Genomic DNA, 16,713 nt, shown 5'->3' on the forward strand with positions numbered 1-16,713 from the left:
ACCTAAGATTGTGTTGATGAAACATTGATCCATGCATGCCCGTCGCGGGCAATCAGCGCATCAGCGTCGTTCGGCCCCCAGGAGTCCGGTGCATAATTCGGGAAATTCTGCGGACTACGGTTTTCCCATGTTTCCAGGATCGGCATAATCACTTTCCATGCGGCATCTACTTGATCATTGCGCATAAATAAAGTCGCGTCGCCTTCCATAACACCCAATAGAAGTGTCTCGTAAGCTTCGGGCGCATGTTCTCCGCCCACGGCGTCGTAGTCAAAGGTCATATCCACGGGATCCAGCGTGAAACTTTGGCCCGGACGTTTTGCCTGAAAGCGGATACTGATATCCATACTAGGCTGGATGCTGATTGTAAGCCTATTAGCTCGCCAAGTCTCTTCAGCCTCCGATGGAAAAGCATAATGAGGTGCTGGTTTGAACTGGATCGTAATGTAAGTGGCCTTTTGGTTCAGATATTTACCGGTACGCACGTAAAAAGGAACCCCCTGCCATCTCCAATTATCGATGAAGAATTTCACTGCAGCGAAGGTATCTGTATTGGAAGTGGGGCTCACACCTTCTTCCTGACGATACCCGACGACTTTTTCGCCCTTTTTCCAACCACCGGAATATTGGCCACGAACAGCAAAATCGTGTACCTGATCTTTAGAAATCCTTCTGATCGCGTTCAGGACGTCCACTTTTTTGTTCCGGATCTCGTTAGCGTCAAATGATACCGGCGGCTCCATTGCAACCATACACATCACCTGAAGAATGTGGTTTTGAACCATATCTCTTAATGCGCCTGCATTTTCAAAATAGCCGCCACGACCTTCGAGTCCTACCGCCTCAGCAGCTGTGATTTGAATATGGTCAATGTACTTGCGGTTCCAAAGCGGTTCAAAAAGCGCGTTTGCAAAACGTAATGCGAGAATATTCTGTACCGTCTCTTTACCCAGGTAATGATCGATCCGGAAGATCTGTTCTTCCGCAAACATGCTCGAAAGCAGGATATTCAATTCATGTGCACTTTTAAGATCATGCCCGAATGGTTTTTCAACCACAATACGGGTGGTACCTTTTTCCTCACATATTTTGAGAGCGCCAAGCTTTTGCGCGATCGAAGGAACCAACTGAGGCGCTACAGCCAGATAGAAGATCACGTTAGGATGAACACCCCATTCCTCTTCTTTCTGTTTTACAACATCTGTAATTTTATGATATGCAGACGCGTCATCGCCGTCCATCTGCAAATAGGAAACATGCTGGCTAAAATCTTTCCAATGACCGTTTAACTTTCCTTTGCGTCTCGAAAACTTGGTTACGCCGTCCAGCAAGTGCTCGTGAAAAGCTTCATCTGTATAAGGACTTCTTCCAATGCCCGCAATCGCAAATTGCTCAGGCATCCAGTTATCCAGAAATAAATTATAAAGTGCGGGAGTTAATTTTCGGTAGTTCAAGTCACCACTTCCTCCGAAAATAAAAATGACCGAGGCAGGTGGACGTCTATTGGTTTGCATAAATTTCTGATTTATGGTTGGCCCCATTCTGTATGAAAAGTACCGGGGGTATCGATACGTTGATAAGTATGCGCTCCGAAATAATCACGCTGCGCCTGGATCAGATTAGTAGGCATGCGTTCCGATTTGTAGGCGTCAAAGTATGCAAGTGACGACATCAAACCAGCCGCTGGCGCGCCTGACTTAGCGGCAAAGGCAATCAGGGAACGTGTCTTTTCTTCTGCAGATTTAACGAGGGAAGCTACTTCTTGGTTCAGTAAAATATTGGACAATTCCGCATTTTGCTTATAGGCATTGGAGAATACTTCCAACAAAGAAGATCTGATGATACAGCCCCCGCGCCATACGCTTACTACCTCGGGAAGCGGAATATCCATGCTCAAATCTTTCGAAGCCTGGAAAAGCATGGCTAAGCCTTGTGCATAACTCAGGATTGTCGCAAAATACAATGCGTCGTAAGCTTGGTCGATCAGTTCCTCCAATGGAAGTTCCTGGACAGTGGTCGCACCATAGATTTCAGAAGCCTTAACCCGCTCCTCCTTGTAACCCGAAAGCGTACGCATAGCAACCGCTGTGTCGATGACGGGCACGGCTACAGGCAGTTCCATCGAATCCTGGGAAGTCCATTTCCCAGTTCCTTTCGAACCTGCTTTGTCAGAAATCACATCGACCAAGTGCCCCTCGCCTCTGTCATCCTTTTGAAGAAAAATCTCAGCGGTAATTTCCACAAGAAAAGATTGCAGCTTACCTTCATTCCAGCTTTTGAAAACTTCATGAAGCTGATCGTTGTTCAATCCGCCATGCTTCAGGATAGCGTAAGTTTCGCTGATCAGCTGCATAATCGCGTATTCGATACCATTATGCACCATTTTGACATAATGTCCTGCGCCTTCTTTACCCAGATAAGCAACACAGGGTGTGTCTCCCACTTTTGCGGCAATAGCCTCTAACATTGGTCTTACATGCTCATATGCTGTTTTGTCGCCGCCGGGCATAATGCTTGGGCCGGAGCGGGCACCCTTTTCGCCACCCGAGACACCAATGCCCATGAAATGTATATTTTTATCACAAAGGTACTTTACCCTGCGTAGCGTATCAGTATAATGCGAATTTCCACCGTCAATGACCACGTCACCTTCTTCCAGAAGAGGCAGCAGCGAGGTAATTACGTCATCCACAGGCTGGCCGGCGGGTACCAGCATCATTACCTTGCGGGGGCGCTCCAAGAGCTGGATCATTTGCGCCAGCTCAGAAACACCTTTTACGGTAGTTCCGGGAGTCGCAGCAGACTCCAATGCGGCATTTTTTGCTTCGTCTTTATCAAAACCGATAACAGAAAAGCCATGATCAGCCATGTTCAGCAACAGGTTTCTACCCATTACACCTAGCCCGATCATTCCAAAATCGAATAAGTTATTTGACATAATATTACAATCGTCTTAATAAGAGACTGCAATATTAGGGTTTTTGCCAAAGCAATGTACGCCGCGCTTGAAGCTTTTATTGAATTATTCAGTGATTTCTGTACTAGTAGTTTGTCAGGTCGGGGTATTTTGAAAATAAGTGACCGCTCACTCCGTACTTGAATTGCTCCATACTTTATACCATAGTATTTCCCATTCGTTGCAAGTTCAATTAAACTGGCGATGAGTTGTATCTTGGTTCGGGATCGTATAGCAGAAAGGTGATCGCCTCACCCGATACACTCTTCTAATTCTAGGCAGCGTTAAAATCCAATTTCGACAACAATTTCTCAATTCCTCCTGACCAAATCATTGACTCCAAAATTGCCTTGCAAACCAGAATAAGCGGACTCAATGTAGTAAACAGCCTTTTTTAGCCGTAAGTTGGCCTTTTTGAAATTGTCAATTTCCAATGCTATGATACCTTCCTCGCGTAGAATCTCATAGTCCTGGGCTAAAAACTCAGAACTTTTAACCAAATGCCGACATGCTAAGATCATTGCGTTAATTACCTGCATGTCATCTGGCCCGGGATTCTGTAGCGACCTTGGTATCCCTTGCATGCGCTTACTAATGCTTTCCGAAACTTTCGTAGAATGTACAAACCATAAACGTATAACGTTAATCTTGTCCAGGTTTTCGTCTGAGGGATTTTCAATAAAACCCTTCAAGAGTCTTTGGAAATCCTCTATGCTGGATGACTGCGAAGCGCAATTGTTTTCCTGACAGGCTTTTTTGCTTGGTTTCGGCATTTTGATAGAGTTTGATTAGGAGATAGTCTCAATTCTTAAATGAGATTACGAAAAATTAAAAGTAGTTTGAGCCTATTCGGATGAGAAGAAATTTTAGCCTAAGGCGGCAATCATTTATTTATTGGTGAAATAAGCTATCCATCAGACGCCATAAAAAAGCCGTTACTGGAAACCAGTAACGGCAAATAGTGTGTGGAGAATATCGGATTCGAACCGACGACCTCTTGCATGCCATGCAAGCGCTCTAGCCAACTGAGCTAATCCCCCGCATTCAACAGAGTTCCTAATTGAGGAGTGCAAAGATGAAACGGAGAATTTTTAGAAGCAAGCATCGCTCTGATTTTATGTTGAGTTGTTAAGTGTGTCATGATTATATCATCGTCGCCCGCCACCGAAGGCCTTGGATAACGCCCAGATCACCACAGCAATAATTCCGACAACAAGAATTACACCGGTCCAGACACCGGTTTTGAAAATATCCCCAATCGCCTCACAACTTGTAAGAGTTAATGTTACGAGAAGGATTAGCAGACAGTTAATAAATGCTTTCATCGGAAGGAAAATTTAGGTTGATAATTTATTCAGCACCTAAAAAATCATTCCAAGCCAATTCTCCGGCTCTATTATTGATAAAAATCGATGGGGATCAGCTTCTGATGATCATGCATGAGCAGTTTTTCGAAAAGGCGAACAGTTGCCTCCGCGTCGCCATGGGCGCGGTGACGGTTTTCAATGCAGATTTGAAGGCTTTCACAAAGGTTTCCCAGACTGTACGATCTGAGTCCGGGGAAAATTTTCCTGCTCAACTGGACCGTGCACAACAGGTCTCTCTGAAAATACTCATCTAATGCGCTAAATTCTCTTTTGATAAATCCATAATCAAACCGTGCATTATGCGCTACAAACCAAGCATCTTTGGTCAACAAGCGCACGTGGTCCTGAACGTCGCAAAAAGTAGGAGAATCGGCTACCATTGCATTGTCGATACCTGTAAGCCGGGTAATGAACGGGGGGATGTATATCTCAGGATTGATCAAAGAATGAAAGAAGTCAACTATTTTCAATCCGTCGTGCCTAAAAACGGCTATTTCGGTAATGCGTGCCGCGCCGCCCCCTCCTGTAGTCTCTATATCAACAATGGCGTACATTCGAACAACAATCTTCTCTGATTTGAGATACAAAAAAAAGAAAAAATCCCCGCCGAAACGAGGATTTTTTTCAATAACGGGAGGCATTTACGCAATATCTGAAATTAGTTCAGCTGAAATGCGATTGGCAGTGTAAATCGCACCCGAACCGGAATTCCGGCCTGACGGCCAGGCATCCAATTCTGCATCAATTTCACTACGCGTACCGCTTCTTCATCACACCCAAACCCAATTCCCTTTAATGCAGTCGCATTCTCCACTTTTCCATCAGAACCTACTGTAAATTGCACAAAAACCCGCCCCTGTATTCCAGCTCGTGAAGCCTGCGACGGATATTTGAGATTTTTCTGCAAAAAAGCCGTCATGGCCTCTATCCCACCCTGATATTGGGGTGCCTGCTCAACATTCAGGAATGTCTCCTCCTTCTTCACTTCCACTTCCGCAACAGCAGATTTTGTATTTCCGGTTTCAGGGGTAGGCGGAACAATTATTGTAATGTCATCAATGCCGTCTAATGTTTTGGCGGCTGGCTGGGCTTTTTCGAGCTCTTCAATCACCGGAGGCAAATTCTCGATGACCACCCGGTCATCAGGCAAAACCTCAGGAGGCAACGACCTGACTGTTTTTGGCGCTATCTCAGGCTCTACCTCTTTAACAGGTGTTTTTGGCAGTTCTTCACGAATATCAATAGGCTGTGCCTCAACGATATAGGCAATATCTCCTGGCTTAGAATCAGGCACGAGGCGCGCATATAAATTGGGGAACATCACAATAAGCACAAACAATGTGGCGCCTATTATCACTGATTTCTGGATGGTCTGACCATAACTTTTTCTCAGATCATAAGCTCCATAGAGCTTATTCCGGTTTTCGAACACGATGTCGTTTAAAGACTTTTCCATGGCTAACAGATTTTTATGATCAACACTTAAGTCGAGCAGGACCTGACCATCGGCTAACTCCTTCATATTACTGAAGATTTGCTCAAAGGGCTTTCCGTCCCACAGACGCTCTTCTGCTTCACAAGCCAGATGATCCAGGATTTCCGGAAGCAATTCCGGATCCAGCTTGTTTGATTTCAAATATTCATTTATTAAATCAATACGATCTTTCTGAAGGCGTTTCATAGTTTATCTGTTTAGATATTTGCCATGTAACTTGGTTTATTCGGTTGCAAGATTTTTAGGGGCGAGTAATAATCTGACAGCTTCTATAAAACGTTCAAGATCATTGGTTTTATTACGCGCTGCTTCATTGCCGGGGCTGGTTAAGGAATAATATTTTCTAAGTCTTCCATCCACCTCCACCGATTCCGTAATCAGCAAACCTTCTTGTTCCAGTTTATGTAAAACAGGATACAGTGCGCCGAAAGTAAGGGCAATCGCTCCGCCAGTCCTGTCTTTTACTTCTTGGGTAATTTCGTATCCGTACATCCTCTCGTGTTCCGCCAGCAAATTCAGCACTATTGTCTTCAATGTACCCCGGACATATTCGTTACTAGTCGTGTTATTCTCCATGAGTTTAATTTTGATTGACCAAATATATATAGGTTTTTTATATATACAAACACAAATGTAAAGAATTTATCTCTCGCAGCCAAGCATGCTTTATTTCAACTTTCCGCAAGTGGTATCGAACGGTTGATACGCTCTTCGAGCGAAATAAAAGTCTCGGTCCGCTGAATTCCGTTTACTTTTTGAATTTTGTCATGCAATATTTCTCGAAGATGACCCGTATCCCTGCACACGATTTTCAGGAAAATACTGTAAATCCCTGTCGTATAATGAATATTCACAACCTCCGGAATCCCTTCCAGTGCAGTCGCCACCTGCTCATATAAGGAACTTTTATCGAGATAAATACCCAGGAATGCGCTGATGTCCCACCCTAATTTCGCCGGATCAATAACAAGCTGAGAACCCTTCACTATTCCCATTTGCTCTAGTTTTTTCATTCTAACGTGAACCGTGCCACCCGACACAAAAACCCGCTTCCCGATCTCTGTGTACGGCAACGCTGCATTCTCGATGAGTAGCGAAAGGATGCGTAAATCCGTACTATCAATATCTGAATATTTCTGCATTTACTTCCAATGTTTGAATTTTTCACAATTAAACAACACAATCTATGCAATAATTGTAAATTTTAACAATTTTAAATGAAAATATTTTATATTTAAATACAGAATTTTTAGTTTTGTAGAACCAAATTATGAAACTAGTTGTATGACTGGGTTCTACACTTTGGAAATCATATTGTAGGGTGATGAAATTGGCAGCCATGCCCTCCTGTCTCGGGGGTGGTGAATAAGGGATAAACGCGGCATAATGCCGACTCACGTCGACTGGGGTGGACCACCAACAGTATTTGTACCGTAGCTAACCGCACCGTGGGTGGTTCGAATCCCCCTCCTACAGCAAAAAAAACTTGACAAGCGATTTTTTTCGTATTAGTTTTATTTGGTTTTTAGTTTGTTGATGAAGTGTAATTTGACACGCGGGTTCATTTTGAAACCTGCGTGTTTTTTTATACTCCACGCAAACAATGGATCAAATCAAAATTTTGTGGAGAGCATAGGACAACAATGGATCAAGCTGAAAATCTGGGGGGAGTTAAGCATATAGTTTAGTCAGCCTGAATAAGAAGAATGGAATATCCCTTACGCCCCTGGACGACGACCTAAACGCCTTGATTTTCGCATTGAATGATTCTGCCGAAGCATTTGTGCTTCTGTTGTTGAAGAAGTTTAAAATGTCCAGGTAATGCGTCTGAATAGATCTGGCGACGGTTTTGAATGATTCGAGACCGCAATCCTCAACAGCATTGTACCATAACGCCAACTTTTTGAAGGCTTGTTCTTTAGTTTTACCAATGCGAAAGATCGTTCCTAGTCCTGTTGCTAATTGGTATGCCTGATTAATGAGTGGGTAACGCTCAAAGAGCAGTCTTGAACGCTGGATCTGCGAAGCAGTCCATTTGTCATAATGCTTGAATAACAAATACCTGCTCCTAACCAGCAGCTGTTTGAGTGTATCACCATTGGCAAGAATTTCAGGTTGATAAGGCAAATTAGCTTGCTTTGCAGCTTCAATAGCTTGATTTTCTTGATCCAATGCCTCCCATCTATATTTGATCCGAACTTCTTGAACTGCATCATAAGCCAATTTTTGGACATGAAAACGGTCAATAACTTTTGATGCCTTTGGGAAGCAGCGACTTACGATCATGCCCATATTGGCGGCCATATCCAAAGTCACTTCGCGCACTTTACTTCGAATTCGTTGGGGTATTTTTCGCAAAATCTCTATCACTGATGCAGCTTGGGTACCCTTTACCATTGCTAGCAAAGAGCCTTTCCTGCCTTTTGCAGCCTTATTAGTTACTATCGTATACAGTTCGCCATTAGAAAGGGACGTCTCATCAATGCTTAGGTAAGGGCCGGTATTTTCAGGATATAAAAGCCAATCATCTGCGTGCTCACGCTGATTCCAGTCCTTGTAGTCACTGATGTGATCTTTATATTGTTGTTGGAGCTGCCGCGGCGGCGGTCCGATTCCCATCCAGATGGAAGTATTTACCTAGTTGGGAGCAACTGACAGGGTTATTATCAATACAACCCCGCCCGGCGGCCCGGTTTTAAAAAATCGGCGAACTCTTTGGTCATCCGAGTCCACTGTTGAACAACATTCCAGTCCCTACTTACGATTTCACCAGTATCCTTGACTTCCCATCGGCGTCGTTTGATACAGAGTGTAACACGCTGATTTCGAATAGGGAAATCTTGAATGTATATCTCGGGCATAGAGCCCTTCGACTCTAGCTTTTGATCTTTGTATTCGGAAGGAGGTAGGTTCTTTTCTTCCAGATAAATATGTAAGCCAGGAATGGCTTCAACAATTTTTGAAAGCTCGAAATATTCGAGGATACCCTCAGGTAATAGGAAACGGACTAGGGCTTGGTAAGACTCGTGCAATGCATTCAATATTGATTCATTGCAAAAAAACTACTTTTTTAATCACCCCCCAACTTTTCGGACTGACCCAAAACAATCCTAGTGCCACTTTCCTCCTACCAGGATTGTCCCGATAATCATCCCCACCAACGCCAACACTAGCATAATCACCGGAAGCAACGCTACGAACGTCGCCGACCTGTCGGACTGTGAGTAATATTTGACAACAAGACTTACAATAATCAGTACCGAGAGCACCAGGATGGGATAAAACACCTGGCGATATTGCTCAGGATAAATTTGATCCTCTGAGCGCCATAATAACCAGGCCTTTCTTACGAAATAGAAGAGTGCCGCCGATTCGAGTACAACCGCAAGCCAGAACATGATTTTCATTGCTGTAGGGGTTTATTAACCTATGGTTTCACTCGCTCAAGCCGTAGACATTGTAACAACAAAAAGCCCGCAAATAAAAATTTACGGGCTTTTTGTCTTTTGGAATTAATTCTGGCGGTCTGGACGGGACTCGAACCCGCGACCCCATGCGTGACAGGCATGTATTCTAACCAACTGAACTACCAAACCAGACTAAATTATAAAGAACTTCAAAAACTGGCGGTCTGGACGGGACTCGAACCCGCGACCCCATGCGTGACAGGCATGTATTCTAACCAACTGAACTACCAAACCAGCTTGCCTTACGACACTCATTCGTAAAACGTGGTGCAAAACTACCATTATTATTTTCCATTGCAATACCTGTCACACCAATTTAGTTATTTTCTTTGTAAAACAGTATGACCTGAAATGGGAATATTCTGAAAATGAAATGGTTGTCTAAATTGCAAAAATGACATACATAAAAGATATAATCCATGAGCTGGAGAAACTGGCGCCACTGGCCTACCAGGAAAGTTATGACAACGCCGGACTTTTGGTTGGTTCGCAAGAGGCGGTAGTCACAGGGATACTCTTCACCTTGGATGTAACCGAAGAAGTGGTTGACGAAGCCGTTGAAATGCAATGCAACCTCATTGTGGCACATCATCCGATTATTTTTTCGGGGCTTAAAAAGCTGAATGGAAAGAATTATGTGGAGCGAACAGTGATCAAGGCAATCAGACATGATATTGCTATCTACGCATCACATACCAATCTGGACCATGTATCCGAGGGGGTGAACTGGAAAATAGCCGAACAACTAGGTCTGATCAACTTGAAAATCCTCGCACCTAAAAGACAATGGCTAACCAAGCTGGATTTTTTTTCACCCAAGGAAAATACACAGTCTATTCTTGACGCCCTGTTTGGCGCCGGCGCGGGAAAGATTGGCCAATATCAAAATTGTAGTTTCCGCGTTGGAGGGATAGGAACATTTCTGCCCGGCGACTTATCAAATCCAACAATTGGCAGCCGAGGGAAGTTGGAGCAAGTCGAAGAAGATCGTGTTGAGATCATGTTCCCCTCCTATCTTGAATCCAAAATACTATCTGGGCTTCGTTCGGCGCACCCTTACGAGGAAGTTGCCTACTATCTCACCTCTCTGGAAAATGAAAATCAGGAAGTTGGAGCGGGAGCGATCGGCGAATTGCCGGAAGAAATGATGGCCGAGGCGTTCTTGCAACATCTGAAAAAGACGATGCATCTAACACTGATCAAACATACGAAACCAACTTCAAAACCGGTGAGACGCGTCGCGGTATGTGGCGGAGCAGGAAGTTTCCTGCTGAACAACGCGATCCGTTCAAACGCCGATGTTTTCGTGACCGCGGACTACAAATACCATGAGTTTTTTGATGCAGAAAACCGCATTATGATCTGCGATATCGGACATTATGAAAGCGAAGTGTTCACGAAAAATTTACTATATAACTATTTATCAGGAAAATTTAGTAATTTTGCACTCTGTTTGTCAGAAGTCAATACCAATCCAGTTCGATATTTTGTTTAGAAGACGATTTTATCAACTTATTTGTTCGATTATCTGTTGAAAATACGGCTGACTACCTTCACTTATTACGCATTGAAACAAGTCCATTAAAGACATACATGGAAAACACAATCGCTCAAAAATTAGATGCTCTCCTGAAACTTCAGGAAATTGATTCAAGCCTTGACGAAATACTAAAAACCCGCGGAGACCTCCCCGAAGAAGTTCGGGATTTGGAAGATGAGATAATTGGCTTCGAAACACGTTTGAGCAAATTCAAAAGTGAAATCGCCAATTTGAACACCGAGATCGACAATTTCAAAAATGCGCAGAAAGACGGTGAAAAGCTGATCAAGAAATACAAAGACCAGCAAATGAATGTTCGCAACAACCGCGAATATGACGCCATCACCAAAGAGATTGAATTGCAGGAGCTGGATATGCAATTGGCGGATAAAAAGATCAACGAAGCACGTGCCCGTATCCGTTTGATCGAAGAGGACGCAAATCGTGCAGAGTCTGTTCTGAATGAAAGAAATGAAGATCTTAAAGCGAAAAAAGGTGAACTTTCCGTGATTACCAGCGAAAGCGAATCGGAGGAAAAGGCATTGATTGCAGAAAGAGAAAAGCATATCAAGAAAATCGAAGATCGCCTGCTGAAATCCTATCAGAAAATCCGCGACAATTCGATGAATGGACTGGCCGTGGTACATGTGTCCCGCGGAGCTTGCGGAGGCTGTTTCAGCATTGTTCCTCCTCAGCGCCAGGCAGACATTCGTGAGCGTAAAAAATTAATAGTTTGTGAACACTGCGGCCGTATCCTGGCCGACGTTGAGAGTGTTGAACCGGTTCACCAACGGAGATAATAATCAATATATTAACTTAAAAGGTTGTCTTACCCGGACAACCTTTTTTTATGTTCTTTCCGCATGTATTGGAGAAATCGCAGGCTACATCATTTTACTATGTCGTTCATCGCATCGGCGATAGCTGCAGTACTGCTGATTGTATGCCCCCATGCAAAAGGTGAGGTTGTGGTTGATTTTTCCCCTAAACTTCAAAAAGCCTATTTTGAAATTCAAAAGCTGAGGATTAATGCCGCCCGACAACTGATTGACAGCGAAAAAGACGCGGAGGACATCAATGCATTCATTCCCTATCTAAAAAACTATGCCGATCTCCACTATCTTTTGATATCCGAAGACATCACGGCTTACAAACGTCTTTCGGAACTAGAAAGCAAAAGACTTGATATCGTCGGCAGACTTCCGGACAGTTCGCCTTATAAGCGGTTTTTCCAGGGAGAAATCCGTCTGCACTGGGCATTTGCAAAGCTTAAATTTGGTAATGAAATAGCAGGTTCGTGGGAGATCATCAAGGCATACAGGCTCCTCGAAGAGAACCGAAAACGGTTCCCCAAGTTCCTGCCAACATTAAAGTCATTAGGCCTGCTTCACGTGCTGATAGGGTCAATACCTAATAATTACGCCTGGGTAGTCAAGGTTCTTGGTCTGAGGGGAAATATCAAGGTCGGAATCGGGGAAATACAGACTGTTGCCAACACTGAATCTCTTTTTCAGCAAGAAGCAGAGCTTATTGATCTGCTCCTGCATGCATACACGCTACAAATATCTCCTGTTCAGCTAACTAAAATACGAAATTGGCCCGTAGAACAGCCGGATAATCTGCTGCGTCATTTTTTTGCTACGACAGTATTGATGAAGGAGGGAAAAAGTGAAGAAGCAGCCCATTATCTGACTGACGCACCTAAAGGCCCTGCATATATCGAATTCCCGTTTTTGAATTATTTAGAGGGGGAAATTGCGTTACAGAAAGGTGATTATACGGAAGCGATAAAAGGATACCAGCAGTTTCAAAAAGCATATAAGGGTTTCAATTATCTGAAAGATTGCAACCTCAAACTCTTTATGTCGTACTGGCTAAGCGGCAGGGACAATGAGGCTCATGTATTTATTGGCAGGGTAGCAAATTCGGGCAAAAATATCGTCGAGGCCGACCAGTTCGCGACACGGTTTGCGGAAGAATTTCGAAATAACATGATCAGCACACAGCAAAAAGTACTTTTTCGAGCGCGCTACGCAACAGACGGTGGATATTTGCAGGAAGCGGCAAAATTGATGGATACAGTGTCTGAAAAAACCTTCAACTCGATCCAGGAAAAGGCTGAATACAACTATCGCAAAGCCAGAATCCTCCAAAAATCAGGGCAGATAGATCAGGCTTCCCCTTATTATGAACGGGTTATGCAATTTACAGAAAGCCGTGCTGCTGGCTTCTCAGCGTCCTCGGCATTACAATTGGGTTATATTTATTTGAATAAACATGAAAACCAGAAGGCCATTGCCTACTTCAAAAAATCAATGTCTTTTAAGGATCACGAATACAAAAACAGTATTGATAACAAAGCGAGGGCAGCCTTAACAGAATTAGGTCAATAAATCTGTGACCAATTGTTTCCGCAGACGTCTAATGCATACAATCAACCTGAATGTATTGACCATGTATAAAGACCCTATCGAAAATCCCCGGAAAATCCTGAGCTGGCATGAAGACGACCGACCACGTGAAAAGTTATTGCTTAAGGGTCGGTCGGCGTTGACGGATGCGGAGCTCATTGCGCTCCTGATAGGCTCGGGAACTTTTGATATGTCTGCGGTGGATGTTGGGAAAATAATCATGGGCCTAGGTGCCAATAATATTAATGAACTTGCCAAGCTTGATGTCAAAGATTTACAAAAAATCAAAGGTATAGGAAAAGCTAAAGCGACGACGATCGTGGCGGCTTTGGAACTTGGCCGCCGCAGGAAGGATACAAGCCCTTTCCGCAAACGTAAGATCACCGGGTCACTGGCAGTTTACGAGGAAATGAGACAATATCTGCTTGACAAGCCAAATGAAGAATTTTGGATACTCTTGCTGACTCGCGCGAACACCGTTATGAGGGCTCTTCAGGTGAGTATAGGAGGCGTGGCCGGCACTGCCGTAGATATCAAATTGATCTTTAAATTAGCAATTGACCATCTGGCAAGCTCGCTGATCCTTATACACAATCATCCATCGGGACAACTGGTACCGAGCCAAGCAGATATGCTTCTAACAGTCCAAATCAAAGAGGCGGGCCGTTTGCTAGACATGCCTGTTTTAGACCATATGATCTTCACTGATCATGGATATTATAGTTTTACAGATTCAGGTGAAATGTAATCAAAACACCAGCTCTTTCTTGACTATATCCTTTAACTCAGTATAGGGAACTGTAAACTCGATCGGGCCTCGCGCGTAAGCGGCGATTTCATAAGGATTGTAATAAAAAAGTACGCCTTTTGAGGTAAATACATAATTTGCCGGCACGAAGAAAGTATGATTTGCCAGAAAATATCCTGCATCTTCCAAGTTGACATCAGCAGCAAGGCCTTCAACCTCCCGGAACTTTTTCTCAACCATGCTTAATAATGCCAGCGAGTCGGCAATGAAGTTTTTCATTTGAAGTTCTTTGCCGCTTTTGCCGTCGAAAGCATGATAGGATAAAAAATGATTGGGATGCGCACCACCGGTAAAAGCATAGTGGTTCAATTCGTAAAAGAATACTTTCGGGGTGATCATCACAGTATCACCCTGCAAATCAATCTGCCAGCAGCCCGGCGCGTCAGGCACCGTTCGTTTGAATTCAAGGTAATTCTTTTCAAAAACCTCGAAGGCCCCCTTTACACTTTTCATTGCAGCGGGATTGGCTGTAATGCTCGAGGAATCAGCGTAAGAATTGATACGCTCGATAGTCTTTTGAGTAAGTATACTGCGGATCATACCCGCAGCAGTACTGGAGTCTGATGGCTGCCACAAGCCTGTTGTAATCTCCGCACCACTGTTGGATATGGTATCACATCTGCCGAAACTGGCTTTAATCACTATTCCTTCACTCAAAGAAGATTGCCTCACATCTTTTTTCGTCGATGAGTTGCACCCCGTAAATATTAATCCGGCAAAAAAAATGGTCAGTACCCGTATAAACATACATGCAGAAGAATTGTGCGAAATCATCTCAAAGGCTCATCAATTCTTTAAACCTGATCGCCTGGCGACGCGAAATTTCGATTTTGTCGCCCCCTTGTAGCGTAACCAGCAAGCCGCCGCTGAACCAGGGCTCAATCTTTTCAATCCAATGCAGGTTAATAATGTGTTTGCGGTTAGCACGAAAGTAAGTGTTGGGATCTAACCTCTCTTCCAGGTTATTGAGTGATTTCAAAACCAATGGCTTCTGATCGTCAAAATGAAGACGGACATAATTTCCCATCGACTCAAACAAACGGATCTTACCCAGCTTCACAAACCAGCACTTTTCGCCATCTTTTACAAAAACCTGGTCGTTGGCCCCAAGTACCTTTTCAACGCGTTCGTGAGCATGTGCGGGACTTTCCGGCTGTGCCTGATTCTCTTCGATGCGGTGAATGGTTTCCTTCAAACGTTCGGTATCGATTGGCTTAAGAAGGTAATCCAATGCGTTGAATTCAAATGCCTTAATGGCATACTCATCATAAGCCGTCGTAAAAATCACCTCCGGGCTTTTGCCTTCAATGGATGAAAGCAATTCAAAACCGTTTTTCCCCGGCATTTGAATATCCAGAAAAAGCAGTTCGGGTTGCAGGTCTTCTATCATTACCAACGCTTCTTCTGCATTAGCTGCTTCCCCTACTATTTCAATTTTGGTATATGGTTCGAGCAGTCTTTTTAACTCATTTCTGGCTAAGCGCTCGTCATCAACGATTAAAGTCCTCATGGCGGATCAGTTGGGAATATAATGAATAATTGAATTTAACCTTAACTACCAGTTCCCGACTCTTCCCCCACCATCATTACCCCCTCCGACAACATTGGTATTTTCACTTCCGAGCAAACTATTCCTTCCTTAATTTGGAAGATTCTGAAAGTGGCCCCTTTTCCATACAATATAGACAATCGCTCAGCCGTATTTTTTAGGCCAACACCTCCTGATTCGGTTGTACCCAGGTTTCCGGAATTCAGGATTGTGATCACCAGCAGTTCATTGGCAATCTCGGATTTCAGCTCGATAAAGCCACCACCCATTTGCTTTGAAACGCCATGCTTGATACCATTTTCGACCAGGGTCTGCAGCATCATGGGCGGTACCTGCCAGTATATTGCCTGCGGATTGGTAGTAATGGAATAACGCAAGCGGTCTTCATAGCGTACCTTTTCAAGTTCCAGATAATCTTCTACCGTGCGTAGCTCCTCTTGCAAATCCACCGTTTTTCTGCGATCGGCCAGCAGTGAGTTCCTTAAAATATTCGAGAGCTGCGTAATGCTCACTTGGGCTTTGGCCGGGTCTTCGAAAACCAATGCCCGGATACTATTTAATGCATTGAAGGTAAAATGTGGATTAAGCTGCGATCTAAGCACTTTTGCCTCCGCCTCCCGCATGGACATTTTCAACATAATCCTTTCATAACTGGCCAAACGGGTTTGCTCGACATAATGATACACCGTGTAAGACAATATCCAGGCGAGCAAATTTTTGCACCAGTTGGCATAATAGCCCCAAAAAACCAGGGGTTGGTTCAGTAAATTGTGTTCCAGCATTTCCCGGTCCATCGGCTGATTGATCATCGCCATAATCAATCCCAGCCATAAAACGGAGCCTATCACCCTTAGGGCAAGACGGGGAAGTGGCAGCGAAGACCAGTTCCATTTGCGGATCACCAGACGGTAAACGTGCGTAAGACAAATCCCCAGTAAAATATTGGCAAGCGCAGTGTAGAATTCCCCTAACTGAAAACCGTATTCAAGTACATATGGAACATACTCGAACATGATGAGCAATGTCCAGCCCAGTATTTGCAGAGTCCAATAAGTTTTTTTTTTGGACATGAAGTTTAGAAACGCTGATTGTATTCCGAGAAATCGTAAATGTATCGATG

General features: G+C 43.9%; 18 protein-coding genes and 3 tRNA genes. 4 read left to right on the forward strand and 17 right to left on the reverse strand.

Annotated features, from left to right (window positions below; all coding sequences use genetic code 11):
• Positions 1-2: 2 nt before the first annotated feature.
• From zwf to AC1XUF_RS29020, 14 genes are all read right to left on the reverse strand, one after another.
• Entirely contained in the window at positions 3-1,514 is a 1,512-nt protein-coding gene (gene zwf, locus AC1XUF_RS28955) for a glucose-6-phosphate dehydrogenase (RefSeq protein ID WP_483345360.1), read from the reverse strand.
• 11 nt (positions 1,515-1,525) lie between these two features.
• Positions 1,526-2,938 carry an NADP-dependent phosphogluconate dehydrogenase gene (gene gndA, locus AC1XUF_RS28960; RefSeq protein ID WP_483345361.1) on the reverse strand — a complete coding sequence of 471 codons (1,413 nt, stop codon included), beginning with the start codon at positions 2,936-2,938 and terminating at the stop codon, positions 1,526-1,528.
• 329 nt (positions 2,939-3,267) lie between these two features.
• Entirely contained in the window at positions 3,268-3,729 is a 462-nt protein-coding gene (locus tag AC1XUF_RS28965) for a hypothetical protein (protein ID WP_483345362.1), read from the reverse strand.
• A 193-nt stretch (positions 3,730-3,922) separates the two neighbouring features.
• Positions 3,923-3,996: transfer RNA gene (locus AC1XUF_RS28970), tRNA-Ala, on the reverse strand.
• Between the two features lie 108 nt (positions 3,997-4,104).
• Entirely contained in the window at positions 4,105-4,281 is a 177-nt protein-coding gene (locus tag AC1XUF_RS28975; RefSeq protein ID WP_483345363.1) for a hypothetical protein, read from the reverse strand.
• A 71-nt stretch (positions 4,282-4,352) separates the two neighbouring features.
• On the reverse strand, positions 4,353-4,877 hold the full coding sequence (locus tag AC1XUF_RS28980; protein WP_483345364.1) for a 3'-5' exonuclease: 525 nt from the start codon (positions 4,875-4,877) through the stop codon (positions 4,353-4,355).
• A gap of 104 nt (positions 4,878-4,981) precedes the next feature.
• Positions 4,982-6,004: an energy transducer TonB gene (locus AC1XUF_RS28985; RefSeq protein WP_483345365.1), complete on the reverse strand. Its 1,023-nt coding sequence runs from the start codon at positions 6,002-6,004 to the stop codon at positions 4,982-4,984.
• Positions 6,005-6,040: 36 nt separating this feature from the next.
• A complete protein-coding gene (locus tag AC1XUF_RS28990; RefSeq protein ID WP_483345366.1) occupies positions 6,041-6,394 on the reverse strand; it encodes a PadR family transcriptional regulator in 354 nt (117 codons plus the stop codon).
• 95 nt (positions 6,395-6,489) lie between these two features.
• On the reverse strand, positions 6,490-6,960 hold the full coding sequence (locus tag AC1XUF_RS28995; protein ID WP_167268209.1) for an Lrp/AsnC ligand binding domain-containing protein: 471 nt from the start codon (positions 6,958-6,960) through the stop codon (positions 6,490-6,492).
• Between the two features lie 529 nt (positions 6,961-7,489).
• Positions 7,490-8,437 (reverse strand): ISAon1 family transposase, encoded by a 948-nt coding sequence (locus AC1XUF_RS29000; RefSeq protein WP_483345367.1) that lies wholly within the window; start codon positions 8,435-8,437, stop codon positions 7,490-7,492.
• A gap of 47 nt (positions 8,438-8,484) precedes the next feature.
• Positions 8,485-8,859 carry an ISAon1 family transposase N-terminal region protein gene (locus tag AC1XUF_RS29005; protein WP_483345368.1) on the reverse strand — a complete coding sequence of 125 codons (375 nt, stop codon included), beginning with the start codon at positions 8,857-8,859 and terminating at the stop codon, positions 8,485-8,487.
• A gap of 69 nt (positions 8,860-8,928) precedes the next feature.
• A complete protein-coding gene (locus AC1XUF_RS29010) occupies positions 8,929-9,225 on the reverse strand; it encodes a hypothetical protein (RefSeq protein WP_483345369.1) in 297 nt (98 codons plus the stop codon).
• A gap of 112 nt (positions 9,226-9,337) precedes the next feature.
• Positions 9,338-9,414: transfer RNA gene (locus AC1XUF_RS29015), tRNA-Asp, on the reverse strand.
• 28 nt (positions 9,415-9,442) lie between these two features.
• Positions 9,443-9,519: transfer RNA gene (locus tag AC1XUF_RS29020), tRNA-Asp, on the reverse strand.
• Positions 9,520-9,679: 160 nt separating this feature from the next.
• Between AC1XUF_RS29020 and AC1XUF_RS29025 the strand changes: the two genes are divergently transcribed.
• From AC1XUF_RS29025 to radC, 4 genes are all read left to right on the forward strand, one after another.
• On the forward strand, positions 9,680-10,780 hold the full coding sequence (locus tag AC1XUF_RS29025; RefSeq protein WP_483345370.1) for a Nif3-like dinuclear metal center hexameric protein: 1,101 nt from the start codon (positions 9,680-9,682) through the stop codon (positions 10,778-10,780).
• A gap of 98 nt (positions 10,781-10,878) precedes the next feature.
• The gene (locus AC1XUF_RS29030; protein WP_483345371.1) at positions 10,879-11,625 is read left to right on the forward strand and encodes a zinc ribbon domain-containing protein; all 747 of its coding nucleotides are present in this window, start codon (positions 10,879-10,881) and stop codon (positions 11,623-11,625) included.
• Between the two features lie 99 nt (positions 11,626-11,724).
• Positions 11,725-13,218 carry a hypothetical protein gene (locus AC1XUF_RS29035; RefSeq protein WP_483345372.1) on the forward strand — a complete coding sequence of 498 codons (1,494 nt, stop codon included), beginning with the start codon at positions 11,725-11,727 and terminating at the stop codon, positions 13,216-13,218.
• 61 nt (positions 13,219-13,279) lie between these two features.
• Positions 13,280-13,984, forward strand: coding sequence for a RadC family protein (radC, locus tag AC1XUF_RS29040; protein ID WP_483345373.1), 705 nt, complete (start codon positions 13,280-13,282; stop codon positions 13,982-13,984).
• Here the strand turns inward: radC and AC1XUF_RS29045 are convergent, their stop codons facing one another.
• From AC1XUF_RS29045 to AC1XUF_RS29055, 3 genes are all read right to left on the reverse strand, one after another.
• On the reverse strand, positions 13,985-14,716 hold the full coding sequence (locus AC1XUF_RS29045) for an RsiV family protein (protein ID WP_483345374.1): 732 nt from the start codon (positions 14,714-14,716) through the stop codon (positions 13,985-13,987).
• A 103-nt stretch (positions 14,717-14,819) separates the two neighbouring features.
• Positions 14,820-15,554, reverse strand: coding sequence for a LytR/AlgR family response regulator transcription factor (locus tag AC1XUF_RS29050; protein ID WP_483345375.1), 735 nt, complete (start codon positions 15,552-15,554; stop codon positions 14,820-14,822).
• A 41-nt stretch (positions 15,555-15,595) separates the two neighbouring features.
• Entirely contained in the window at positions 15,596-16,663 is a 1,068-nt protein-coding gene (locus tag AC1XUF_RS29055; RefSeq protein WP_483345376.1) for a sensor histidine kinase, read from the reverse strand.
• Positions 16,664-16,713 lie beyond the last annotated feature (50 nt).

The organism is Dyadobacter sp. HNCC25DJ185 (genome assembly GCF_056895195.1).